Genomic DNA, 12,580 nt, shown 5'->3' on the forward strand with positions numbered 1-12,580 from the left:
TGCCGAACTCAGAAGTGAAACGCCGTAGCGCCGATGGTAGTGTGGGGTCTCCCCATGTGAGAGTAGGGAACTGCCAGACATCAAATAAGAAAAAGGGCTCAGTTGAAAAGCTGGGCCCTTTTTCTTGTCTGTTGTTTGTCGGTGAGCACTCTCCTGAGTAGGACAAATCCGCCGGGAGCGGATTTGAACGTTGCGCAGCAACGGCCGGAGGGTGGCGGGCAGGACGCCCGCCATAAACTGCCAGACATCAATTAAAACAAAAGGCTCAGTCGAAAGACTGGGCCTTTTGTTTATGGTGCGTTTTTAGCAACAAATTGCAGGATCTTTCCCGTGATAACTGTCAAAACGACACCCATAAAAAAGGCCATCCGCAGGGATGGCCTTTTGAATTTCTATAATAAAATCAGTGGATAACCTGCGACAGAAACGCACGGGTGCGCTCGGACTTAGGATTAGCGAAAAACTCCTGCGGCGGTGCCTGCTCAACGATTTCACCGCGATCCATAAAGATCACCCGGTCAGCAACGGTACGCGCAAAGCCCATCTCATGCGTTACGCACAGCATCGTCATTCCTGATTCCGCAAGGCCAATCATGGTATCCAGCACTTCTTTCACCATCTCAGGATCAAGCGCGGAGGTCGGTTCATCAAAGAGCATGATTTTCGGCTTCATACACAACGAACGGGCGATTGCCACACGCTGCTGCTGACCACCGGAAATCTGGCCTGGGAATTTATGGGCATGCTCAGCGATGCGAACGCGCTCTAAATAGTGCATTGCCAGCGCTTCGGCTTCTTTCTTCGGCATCTTGCGTACCCAGATCGGTGCCAGCGTGCAATTCTGCAGTACGGTCAGATGTGGGAAAAGGTTGAAGTGCTGAAACACCATGCCCACTTCCTGGCGTACTTTCTCAATATTGCGGATATCTTCGTTTAATTCGATGCCATCAACCACGATACGACCCTGCTGATGTTCTTCCAGATGGTTAATACACCGAATGGTTGTAGATTTCCCCGATCCGGAAGGACCGCACAGAACGATACGCTCCCCCTGTTTTACCTTGAGGTTAATATCTTTTAGTACGTGAAACTGCCCGTACCACTTATTCACATCTTCGAGCGTAATCATCGCATCGGCAGGTTGCATAGTAATTTGACTCATAATTTCCTCAATGCGCTGAACGCCCGGTGTTAAAGCGCTTCTCCAGATACTGGCTATAGCGCGACATGCTAAAACAGAAAATCCAGTAAACTAATGCGGCAAACACGTACCCTTCGGTCGACATACCGAGCCAGGCCGGGTCAACCGTAGCCTGCTGTACGCTGCTGAAAAGATCGAACAGGCCGATGATGATCACGAGGCTGGTATCCTTAAACAGAGCGATGATGGTATTCACCAGACCTGGGATAACCAGTTTCAGCGCCTGCGGTAAAATCACCAGGCCTTGTGTTTTCCAGTACCCCAGCGCCAGTGACTCTGCGGCTTCGTATTGCCCTTTTGGCAGCGCCTGCAGACCACCACGTACCACTTCGGCGACATAGGCGGACTGGAAGAGAATCACCCCGACCAGCGCACGAATCAGCTTATCGATAGTGGTGCCTTCAGCCATGAACAATGGCAGCATGACCGAGGACATAAACAGCACCGTGATTAACGGTACGCCACGCCAGAACTCGATAAAAATAACGGACAGAACGCGCACAACCGGCATCTTCGAACGACGGCCCAGCGCCAGCAGAATGCCGAGTGGCAAGGCACCGGCAATACCGACTGAGGCGATGATCAGCGTCAGCGCCAGCCCACCCCACTGCCGTGTTTCCACGCGATCGAGCCCCAGAAAACCACCGTACATCAGCCACCACACCACAAGCGGGTAAACCACGGCCCAGCAAGCGATATAGCGGCCACGGCTCGGCAGCTTTTTCCAGAACATTGGGGCGATAGAAAGTAGGCCGACAATCAGGGCAAGGTTAATACGCCAGCGTTGCTCATGCGGGTAGAGGCCATACATAAACTGACCAAAACGCTCATGAATAAACACCCAGCATGCGCCCGCTTTGGTACAGTCTGCGCGCGTCGAGCCTACCCAGTTAGCCTGAAAAAGAGCCCAGTTCAGCAGCGGTGGAATCAATTCCCACATCAGCCACAGGCAGAAGAGCGTCAGCAGCGCGTTCAGCCAACTGGAAAACAGATTTTTCTTTATCCACAGCACAACACCGCTGCTTCCTGCACGGGTCTGGCGCGTAGATTGAGACAGAATAGCTTTTGTCATCAGATGTCCTTAGCGCTCAATTAATGCGATGCGGCGGTTATAAATGTTCATAAGCAACGAAATGACCAGGCTGATAACCAGGTAAACCGACATGGTGATCGCGATAGTTTCGATGGCCTGACCGGTCTGGTTCAACACCGTACCGGCAAACAACGACACCATATCCGGATAGCCAATTGCCGCTGCCAGAGACGAGTTCTTCGCGATGTTCAGATACTGGCTGGTCAACGGCGGAATAATGACGCGCAGCGCCTGCGGGATGATGACCTGACGCAGCGTCACTGGATTAGGTAATCCAAGCGAACGTGCCGCTTCATGTTGACCATAGGGAACGGACTGAATACCGGCGCGGATAATCTCAGCGATAAATGCCGAGGTGTAGACCGACAGCGCAATCGTCAGTGCGGCCAGTTCCGGAATTAACACCATCCCACCCTGGAAGTTGAAACCACGCAGCTGTGGGACTTCCCAATGGATTGCCGCGCCAAACACCCAATGTGCCAGCAGCGGGAGAATGACAATCAGCCCCAGTGCCGTTGGCCATGTACGGCGCAACTGACCGGTTTTAATCTGGTGCATTTTGTTAAAGCGGTACAGCCCGATGCTGATAACCACGGCGACAATAATCGCGCCGAGAAACGCCCATAACCCTTCGCCCAACTGAGGCGACGGAATATAGAGTCCTCTGTTGCTCAGGAAGAGCAAATCCATTGCGGCAATCGCCTGGCGTGGGCCAGGTAAATTACGCAGCACGGCGAAGTACCAGAAGAAGATTTGCAGCAGCGGGGGAATATTTCGGAACGTCTCGATATAAATCGTCGAAAGTTTGCGTAACAGCCAGTTTTCTGAAAGACGAGCAAGTCCGAGAAAAAAGCCAATAAATGATGCAAAAACAATACACAGCGCTGATACCAGTAAGGTATTCAGCAGGCCAACGAAGAACACGCGGCCATAAGTGTCACCCTGCTCGTAGTCGATAAGATGCTGAACAATACCAAATCCGGCGGAGCGATCGAGAAACGCAAAACCCGATGTAATGCCACGGCTGTTCAGGTTGGTAACAGTGTTGTGTATCAAATAGATCGCGATGCTGATAACAGCAACAATGGCGATAATTTGAAACAGCCATGCACGAACCGCAGGGTTAGAAAAGGAGAGTGATCCTTTAACGGTTGGGCGGCGTTGGGACATAAGAAAACCTCGGTAACCATGACTCTGGACTGGACGCCGCATGTGCGGCGCCCGTTACAGCACTTACGTCTTAGCGTACTGGCGGAGCGTACTGAATGCCGCCGTTATTCCAGAGGTTATTCTGGCCACGCTTGATTTTCAGCGCGCTGTCTTCACCGACGTTACGCTCGAAGATTTCGGAGTAGTTACCCACTTTTTTAATGATGTTGTAGGCCCATTTGTTGTCGAGTTTCAGGTCCTTACCAAAATCACCTTCGGTACCCAGCAGGTGCGCCATGTCAGGTGTTGCTGGTTTAGCCGCTTTCTCGTCAACGTTTTTAGAGTTGATGCCCATTTCTTCCGCGTTCAGCATGGCGAACAGCGTCCAGCGAACGATGGAGAACCAGTCTTCATCGCCACGGCGAACAACCGGGCCCAGCGGCTCTTTGGAAATCACTTCCGGCAGAACGATCCACTCAGCCGGGTTGCTCAGCTTGATACGCAGTGCGTACAGCTGGGACTGGTCAGAGGCCAGTGTATCGCAACGGCCGGACTCCAGCGCTTTCGCCGATTCATCGGAACGGTCAAAAGTCACCGGTGTGTATTTCATGTTGTTGGATTTGAAATAATCCGCCACGTTCAGCTCGGTATCGGTACCCGCCTGAATACATACGGTTGCACCGTCCAGCTCTTTGGCGCTTTTCAGGCCAGCTTTATTGTGGGTCAGGAAGCCGATACCGTCGTAGTAGGTTACACCAGTGAAGGACATCCCCATGCCAGCGTCACGTGAAGAGGTCCAGGTGGTGTTACGGGAAAGGATATCCACTTCGCCGGACTGTAGTGCAGTGAAACGCTCTTTTGCGGTCAGCGGGGTGTATTTTACTTTCGTATCATCACCGAATACGGCAGCAGCAACACCGCGGCAAACATCCACATCGATACCCGTGAATTTACCGTTAGCATCCGCGTAAGAGAAGCCAGGAAGACCGTCACTGATACCGCACTGTACGAAGCCTTTCTTCTTAACGGCATCCAGAGTTGTGCCAGCATGGGCCTGATTTGCAACGGCAAACAGCACGCCGGCAGCTGCCAGGCTGGCAATCATCATCTTTTTCATAATGCATCCTGTGTGGCGAAAAATTATCGTTATATGAAGGCGTCCGGGAAACGCCTTAAACCTGTCTGTGGCTTTGGCCATACTCTTTAAAGCAAAGGTAGTGCCAGTTTTTGCGAACGCGGAATAATGCGAGCCGCGAGCACAATATGGAGAGTGTAGACAGGAAAAAATAACCTCAGTGCCCTGTTGTGGTGCAAAACTCCAACCTGTGCCACAAAACAGAGCAAAAAACTTTCAATTAGCCGATTCTGCTAACAAATAAGTTTCCTGGGGTAATATAAGCAAGAAAGTTAAACGTATTACTTTGTGAAACGCGTCACGAGAAGGGATGAAATAATTAAAAATGTGGCGGGAAATCATACGGAACGGCAGACGTTTTTAATTCAATTGCTCACTTGTGATGCCAAAAATTTACGCCAATAAAAAGAAATGCACTGCAATAAAGCAAAGCGCGGGATCTCCGCGCTTTGAATGAATTATTTGGTTAACGCAACGATACCCAGCGTTAAGCCTGCCAGGGCCGCAGCCCCGCCGGCAATCGCGCCTGCGGTTTCCCAGTTGTCCTGAGTCGTCCCTTTCACGCAGGTATTGGTATGGACCAGACGCCCCTGATCGTCATACGTTGGGACGCAAGGAGAGTCGTGCGCGCAGCCCGCCAGAGTAGCAGTAAGCAGAGCAACGGAAATTAATCTTTTCATGATGTTACCTCAAAAATAATCCCGATCCCCGGCATCAAATACCGACACCAGCCCAGAATCGATACGTTATTTTAACATCGCGAAGAATAAGAATGCTTAGTTCAATAATCTCAAAGTATGAGCAGTGTAAACATCATGGAGGGAACTCAGTTATTTCATCGAATAATGCAGAGATGATGAATATGGTGAAGAAAATATGCAGGGTGCTAATGAAAATAGATTAACGAAGCTTAAGGTTTGTTATCTGTAGTGAGTCGATGATTTTAATAGGGATAATATAAATAGCAATAACAAGACATAATAAAAGCAGCCGCAGGTGCTTTTTATAAAAGGGCACGATAATCCGTACCCTTATTTATCTATTCTCTTGATCTCTCAGCAAACCGGTTCCTGCCGACACAATGCATTTCCCTGAGAACTTATCGTTTCAGGTGGGACCGGGCGACCTAACAGATAGCCTTGCAGCGTATTGCAGCCGAGTTCCGTTAAAAAGGCCTGTTGCTCTATGGTTTCCACACCTTCCGCCACCACTTTAAGGTTCAGAGTTTTTGCCAGCGCAACGATAGCCGAGACGATAGTGGCATCGTCACCGTCGCTGCTTAACTCCCTGACAAAGGCACGGTCGATTTTCAATTCACAGGCCGGAAGCCGCTTGAGATACAGCAAGCTGGAATAGCCGGTGCCAAAGTCATCAATCGATGCCTGTACGCCTGCATCGGTAAGCTCGGTCAGGACACGTACACTCTCATCAGGGTTGGTCATCGCTGTAGTCTCGGTGACTTCCAGAATCAGCGTGTCAGGTGGAACCTCATGTTTTTGCAGACTATCCATGATGGTCTGAACCAGTGATGGTTGTTCAAACTGCAGCGTTGACAAGTTCACCGCCACCGACCAGTCAATATTCCCTTGCGTGCGCCATTCACTTAACTGACGGCAGGCTTCGTCAATAACCCAGTTCCCCAGCGGCACGATCAGGCCGGTCTTCTCAGCTAAGGGCAAGAAGACATCCGGAGAGAGCATCCCACGCTTGGGATGTTGCCAGCGAAGCAGGGCTTCAAAGCCGATGATTGGCCCTGCCGGTGCCTGGAATTTTGGCTGATAAACCAGACGAAACTCTTTGCGCTCGGTGGCCAGCCACAGGTCGTTCATCAGCTGTAGCTGTGTCTGCGCCAGCGTATTCATGGACGGCTGGAAGAAGTGATAACCATTTCGCCCCATATGCTTGGTGTGATACATCGCGGCGTCCGCGTTAAACATCAGCTCGCGCTCGTTTTTACCGTCATGGGGATAGAGTGCGATACCCACGCTCAGGGTGACCATCATGTCGTAGGGGTCAATATTGAATGGCTTATCGATCACGCGTACCAGCGAGCGTCGCCGCTTCATCCGGGGCGTTTACGTCTGTCAACAGGACGAACTCGTCGCCTCCCATACGTGCCAGCGTATATTGGCCCTTAAGCTGCTGCTTGAGGCGCTCAGTAACGGCAACCAGTAACTTATCGCCCACGTCGTGGCCATAGGCGTCGTTAACGGTTTTAAAGCCGTCCAGGTCCATAAACATCAGGGCAAAGAAAGAGCCTTCGCGTCTGGCTTTATTAATCGCCTGATCCAGGCGGTCTTCCAGCAGTACGCGGTTAGGCAATCGCGTGAGGGTATCGTGCAGCGCCAACTGGGCGAGTTCGCGGTTCGCTTCCGCCAGTGACGATGCCAGTTGAGATGTCCGCGCTTGCAGGCGTGCATCCAGCATAGAAACCAGCAGGGTAATGCCGAGAATAGAAAACGCCACAACGCTTACCAGCACGGCGAGCCAGTTGCCGTTAACGCCGTGATGGCCCATCGGCTCCTGATCAGGGAACTGCGCTGCCATTATGCCGCTGTAGTGCATACCGGCAATGGCGAGTCCCATCAAAATGGCCGCGCCAAAGCGCATTAATGCCACTTGTGCGGCTTCATAACGAAGTCGGAATGTCAGCCACAGCGCAGCAAAAGAGGCGGTTAACGCAATGATGACCGAGACGGCGACCCAAAGGGTATCCCAGACGATTGCAGGATCCACTTTCAGTGCCGCCATGCCGGTATAGTGCATGGCGACAATGCCCATTCCCATCACAAAGGAACCGGGCAAAAGACGGATCATTTTCAGCTCAACATCACTGACTAACCAGAGCGCGAACAATGAAGCACCGATGGCGATGATCATGGAGATCGCCGTCAACAGCGGGTCATAGCTCAGACGCATTGAGATATCCATCGCCAGCATGCCGATAAAATGCATGGCCCAAATACCAATGCCCATTGCGACACCGCCGCCCGTCAACCATACCCATGATGAAGACCCGGAGCTGGTGGAAACACGGCCTGCCATATTTAGCGCAGTATAAGACGCCAGAATGGCAACAATAAAAGAAACAACAACAAGGATTTGGTCGTATTGGCTAACCAGCATGATGTCATCAACTCATTCACAAAAGGTGTTATGCGTAACTACACTTGAGAAGACAAAAAAGGCGGTGACATTATCATTGCAAATGGGCGACTCAAAACGGTTTCTCTGCTTGCACGAAGCAAGAGGCCGGACGGGAGAATGGCTAATCTAAATCAGCACAGTTCACCAGCTTGAGCGGATTGACGGAATCCATGTTTCGGCATTTATCTACCTCTGTTGTCAGGAATTCGATCCACTGCATGATCAATGCATCCAGCAACAGGACAGAAAGGGCAAAAATAACCAGCCAAAAGTACTTTCGAATCATCCCGCATATCCTTTTCGTGCAACCATTCGTTGGGAATATACACGAAAACATTATCGGCAGAAGTTGAGGAAAGATAAGTTTTCAGGCGGTATTCCAGCGAAAAAAAGCGCGTCCCCATGCCGGTCCGCGCCTTTTTAAGTAGCAGTCTCTGATAGCTATCAGTTCATGCCGTATTTTTTCAGTTTCTTACGCAGTGTACCACGGTTGATACCCATCATCAGGGCAGCGCGGGTTTGATTACCGCGGGTGTATTGCATCACCATGTCCAACAGTGGCTGTTCAACTTCAGCCAGTACCAGCTCATACAGGTCATTAACATCCTGACCGTTCAGTTGAGCAAAATAGTTCTTCAGTGCCTGTTTAACCGAGTCACGCAGGGGCTTTTGAGTTACCTGATCCTGAGAGTTAACGGTAGAAACGGTCAGTACGTCAGAATTTACGCGTTGTTCGAACATAGTTCTGTCAGCTCTTTATTTCATTACGCAAGATTTTCGAAGTATGCCTCCAACGCCTCCAGCTGTTCGCTGGCATCCTCTATGGCGTTGAATGTGCGCCGAAACTGGTCATTTGGAGCGTGTTCCTGGAGATACCAGGATACGTGCTTACGTGCAATTCGGTACCCTTTTGCCTGACCATAAAAGTCATGCAATTCCCGAACATGCGCGCAAAGCAAGCGCTTAACCTCTGCCAAAGGCAGCGGGGCTAGCAGCTCCCCAGTGTCCAGATAATGCTGGATTTCCCGAAAGATCCAGGGTCTTCCCTGAGCTGCACGGCCTATCATCAGGGCATCAGCCCCCGTATAGTCGAGTACAGCTCTGGCTTTAAGCGGGTCTGTGATGTCACCATTCGCGATAATCGGAATGGAAACCTTCTGCTTAACTGCCCGAATGCTGTCGTATTCAGCGTCTCCATTGAACAAACAGGCGCGAGTGCGTCCATGAATGGTCAGAGCCTGAATGCCACAGTCTTCAGCCAGTTGGGCAATTTCTACGCAATTACGATGTTCCGGAGCCCAGCCAGTGCGAATCTTTAGCGTGACGGGCACATCCACTGCTTTCACTACCACGCTCAGGATAGACTTCACCAGATTCGGGTATTGCAGCAGGGCGGAGCCCGCGAGCTTGCGATTCACTTTCTTTGCCGGACAGCCCATATTGATATCAATAATTTGGGCGCCGCTTTCCACGTTAATACGTGCGGCTTCCGCCATTTCTTCCGGATCGCTACCGGCAATTTGCACGGTACGAATACCGGGCTCATCGATATGCACCATCCGCAGTCTTGATTTGTCACTCTCCCAAACCTGCGGGTTGGAGGACATCATCTCGGATACCGTTAATCCGGCTCCCATCTCGTAGCACAACGTCCGAAATGGTCTGTCAGTAATGCCAGCCATTGGCGCTGCGATCAGGCGATTTCTGAGCTGGTGGTGTCCGATGCGCATGAGTTAAGAAATGACCATACTGTGACTGCAAGGCGGCGTATATTACGCATTTTTCGCACGAGATGAAAGGCCAAACTTTGACCAATCCACTGTCGTAGATCAATGAATCACGGTGTAAGGCAACTGGAGAAAATATTAGTGATTTAAAATCATTAAGTTAGATGTTTATGGCGAATTTGTGAACAAATATAAATTCGTCAAACTTCTCTGTTTTTCTTCATCATAGCCCTGATTCAGCGGCATATTTTGCTGTTTTAATCGCCAAAAAAGAGGGTGAAAATGAGATCCGACTCCCATTTTCACCCTTTGGAGCATTATGTCGATGAATGCTTTACGGCCTCATCGCCATGCCGCAGGCTTACTTTTTCTGCCCGGTAATGCGGCACCACTCTTCTTTTTCCACCACTGCGTCGAGTGCGAAGGCATCACGGTACGCTTCACAGACGCTTTCAGCCTGGCTGGCAAGGATCCCGGAAAGACCCAGCAGACCGCCTGAAACAGGCAACACGCTGATAAGCGGGGCAAGCTCACGCAATGGGCCTGCCAGGATGTTGGCGACGACCACGTCCGCCTGCATCGTCTCAGGCTGGTCTTGCGGCAAATACAGTTCCAGACGCTCAGAAACCCCATTACGCTCGGCGTTATCACGGCTGGCCTGAATCGCCTGCGGGTCGATATCAATACCGATTGCCTTCGCCGCACCCAGTTTCAGCGCCGCAATCGCCAGAATGCCGGAGCCGCAGCCAAAGTCGATCACCGTTTTACCCGCTAAATCCAGGCCATCGAGCCACTGCAGACACAGTGATGTGGTCGGGTGCGTGCCGGTACCGAACGCCAGGCCCGGATCGAGCATCACGTTTACCGCGTTTTTGTCCGGCACATCACGCCAGCTCGGGCAGATCCACAAACGTTTACCGAACTGCATCGGGTGGAAGTTATCCATCCATTCGCGTTCCCAGTCTTTGTCTTCGAGCTGTTCGATTTTGTGTGCGAACCCCTCACCCAGCAGCGGATGCTGCTCGAGAATGGCGACAACCTCTTCCATGTCGGTTTCCGCATCGAACAGACCAATGACGTCGGTATCGCCCCACAGGCGAGTTTCTCCCGGGAGCGGTTCAAACACCGGCGTGTCATGCGTGTCCTGGAAGGTAATGGAAACGGAACCCGCTTCCATTAACGCATCACTTAAGGTTTCGGCATTGGCGCCGGTCGTATTTAATTTCAGTTGGATCCACGGCATAAGAAACTCTTTATTGATTCACGGATATTGCGTCAGCACCCGCAGCCGGACGGCCGAAACGGTTGCCAATCATAAACGCCAGCAGGCTAATCACCAGCGATGGCACAATCGGGTGCAGGCCGAAGTAATGCACGTTCCACGTCGCCAGCACGGCATAGAGCACGCCACCTATGAGCATTGCGCTGAGCGCGCCTGCTGCATTAGCACGTTCCCAGTAAAGCCCCAGCACCAGCGGCCACAGGAACACGGCTTCCAGCCCACCGAACGCCAGCAGGTTCAGCCAGATGATCATCTCAGGCGGTCGCCAGGCGGCCAGCATCATTAAGATGCCAAGTACCAGGGTGATGACCATGGAAATGCGTTTCAGACGTTGCTCGTTACGCAACTGTTCCGGGCGCGCATTTAGCCACAGATCTTTAATGATCGTAGCGGACGCCTGCAAAAGGTGCGCGTTCACGTTCGACATAATCGCCGCCATAGGCGCGGCCAGGAATAGTCCGGCGGCAAACGGCGGTAGTACCTGAACCATCAGCGTTGGGATAACCAGGTCAGGCACTTTCAAATCAGGCAGAACCGCACGTCCCAGCGCTCCGGCCAGGTGCATACCCAGCATCAGCAACGTCACCACAATGGTCCCGATGATAATGCCCCGATGTACGGCTTTACTGTTTTTATAGGAGATGCAGCGAACGGCGGTGTGAGGCAGGCCAATCACGCCAAAGCAGACAAGCACCCAGAACGAGGCCATAAACGCAGGAGAAAGAATGTCATCGCCACCCTGCGGCGACACCAGTTTCGGGTCTATATGCTGCAGTTTGTCGACGGCACTGTGTAACCCGCCCGCGGCATGGACCACACCGACCAGCAGGACGATAGTACCGACCAGCATCACCATGCCCTGCATGGTGTCATTCAATACGCTGGCACGGAAACCGCCAAACGCCGTGTAGAGCGCGATACTGATCCCGAATATCAGCAGCCCAGATTCATACTGAATACCGGCAGCGGTTTCCAGAAGACGAGCACCACCGATAAATTGCACCGCAATGGCCCCGACAAACGCAACCAGCAGGCTGATACTGGCGACCCACACAACGGTACGGCTTTGATAACGCGCGTAAAGCATGTCGTTCAGCGTAATCGCGTTGTAGCGGCGGGCGAGAATCGCAAATTTCTTACCGAGTATACCCAGTGATAGCCAGATAGTTGGCACCTGAATCATCGCCAGCAGCACCCAACCCAGACCATATTTGTAGGCCGCGCCAGGACCGCCAATAAACGAACTGGCGCTGATATAGGAGGTGGTGAGCGTCATGGCCAGCACCAGGCCACCCATCGAACGACTGCCAAGGAAATACTCGGTCAGAAATGTTCCCGCTTTACGCTGACGCATAGCATAGACCGACAGGCCGAAGACAATCAGCATGTAAGCAATGAGCGGAATAATGACTTCAAGCCGCATCGTTATCCTCCAGAGAGATATCGCGGAAGATAAACCGTACCATCGCCCAGCACAGCAGAATAAAAATCAGCGGCGTCAGCAGGCAGGCCATTTCGAACCAATGTGGTAATCCGGTAAACCCCACTGCTGAATCTGGTAAGTAAGCAGTTACCAACCATGCAACGAGATAGAAAAGGGTCAGCCACAGCGCCCAGCGCGCTTCTTTGTGGGCCTGAACAAAACGTTTATCCATTTTGTGTCCCATGTGGATAAAGAAAGAGGGGATTGTACCTTATGGATACTCCGCAATCCCCTAAATAAAAAAGGCCGGAAAATCCGGCCTTTTACATTTATCTGTCACGCACTTTTACTTCTCGTGCAGACCGAGTTTCTTTTCCAGATAGTGGATGTTGGGGCCACCCTGCTGGAATTTCTCGTCGCTCA

12 protein-coding genes, 1 rRNA gene and 1 pseudogene are annotated in these 12,580 nt (G+C 51.7%); 1 reads left to right on the forward strand and 13 read right to left on the reverse strand.

The genetic code is table 11. The features are described 5' to 3' along the window. Positions 1-79, forward strand: a 5S ribosomal RNA gene (rrf, locus tag ACSZPU_RS17965); the annotation flags it as partial. Between the two features lie 324 nt (positions 80-403). On the opposite strand, the gene ACSZPU_RS17970 is transcribed toward rrf, so the two are convergent. From ACSZPU_RS17970 to ACSZPU_RS18030, 13 genes and pseudogenes are all read right to left on the reverse strand, one after another. Next, complete coding sequence (locus tag ACSZPU_RS17970) at positions 404-1,162, reverse strand: amino acid ABC transporter ATP-binding protein (RefSeq protein ID WP_039077391.1); 759 nt, start codon at positions 1,160-1,162, stop codon at positions 404-406. A gap of 7 nt (positions 1,163-1,169) precedes the next feature. Then, entirely contained in the window at positions 1,170-2,273 is a 1,104-nt protein-coding gene (locus ACSZPU_RS17975; RefSeq protein ID WP_499001511.1) for an amino acid ABC transporter permease, read from the reverse strand. Between the two features lie 9 nt (positions 2,274-2,282). Further along, complete coding sequence (locus ACSZPU_RS17980) at positions 2,283-3,464, reverse strand: amino acid ABC transporter permease (RefSeq protein WP_499001514.1); 1,182 nt, start codon at positions 3,462-3,464, stop codon at positions 2,283-2,285. Between the two features lie 70 nt (positions 3,465-3,534). Next, positions 3,535-4,560, reverse strand: a complete 1,026-nt coding sequence (locus ACSZPU_RS17985; RefSeq protein WP_499001516.1) for an amino acid ABC transporter substrate-binding protein — start codon at positions 4,558-4,560, stop codon at positions 3,535-3,537. 476 nt (positions 4,561-5,036) lie between these two features. Then, entirely contained in the window at positions 5,037-5,258 is a 222-nt protein-coding gene (locus ACSZPU_RS17990; protein WP_499001517.1) for a lipoprotein, read from the reverse strand. Positions 5,259-5,633: 375 nt separating this feature from the next. Further along, positions 5,634-7,704: pseudogene (locus ACSZPU_RS17995) on the reverse strand (putative bifunctional diguanylate cyclase/phosphodiesterase). 142 nt (positions 7,705-7,846) lie between these two features. Further along, positions 7,847-8,011, reverse strand: coding sequence for a DUF2556 family protein (locus tag ACSZPU_RS18000; RefSeq protein WP_499001520.1), 165 nt, complete (start codon positions 8,009-8,011; stop codon positions 7,847-7,849). A 158-nt stretch (positions 8,012-8,169) separates the two neighbouring features. Next, positions 8,170-8,466: a DNA-binding transcriptional regulator Fis gene (fis, locus tag ACSZPU_RS18005; RefSeq protein WP_000462905.1), complete on the reverse strand. Its 297-nt coding sequence runs from the start codon at positions 8,464-8,466 to the stop codon at positions 8,170-8,172. A gap of 23 nt (positions 8,467-8,489) precedes the next feature. Then, positions 8,490-9,455 (reverse strand): tRNA dihydrouridine synthase DusB, encoded by a 966-nt coding sequence (gene dusB / locus ACSZPU_RS18010; RefSeq protein ID WP_499001528.1) that lies wholly within the window; start codon positions 9,453-9,455, stop codon positions 8,490-8,492. Between the two features lie 358 nt (positions 9,456-9,813). Further along, positions 9,814-10,695, reverse strand: coding sequence for a 50S ribosomal protein L11 methyltransferase (gene prmA / locus ACSZPU_RS18015; RefSeq protein ID WP_499001531.1), 882 nt, complete (start codon positions 10,693-10,695; stop codon positions 9,814-9,816). Positions 10,696-10,705: 10 nt separating this feature from the next. Further along, positions 10,706-12,157 (reverse strand): sodium/pantothenate symporter, encoded by a 1,452-nt coding sequence (gene panF, locus ACSZPU_RS18020; protein WP_499001533.1) that lies wholly within the window; start codon positions 12,155-12,157, stop codon positions 10,706-10,708. Next, on the reverse strand, positions 12,147-12,389 hold the full coding sequence (locus tag ACSZPU_RS18025) for a YhdT family protein (protein WP_499001535.1): 243 nt from the start codon (positions 12,387-12,389) through the stop codon (positions 12,147-12,149). The genes panF and ACSZPU_RS18025 overlap by 11 nt, the downstream gene beginning before the upstream one ends. A gap of 114 nt (positions 12,390-12,503) precedes the next feature. Continuing rightward, on the reverse strand, positions 12,504-12,580 hold a 77-nt coding region (locus tag ACSZPU_RS18030; RefSeq protein WP_499001537.1), incomplete at its 5' end, for a hypothetical protein.

The sequence above is a fragment of the Phytobacter sp. V69 genome (assembly GCF_965644215.1).
In the GTDB taxonomy this organism is placed as follows: Bacteria; Pseudomonadota; Gammaproteobacteria; order Enterobacterales; family Enterobacteriaceae; genus Phytobacter.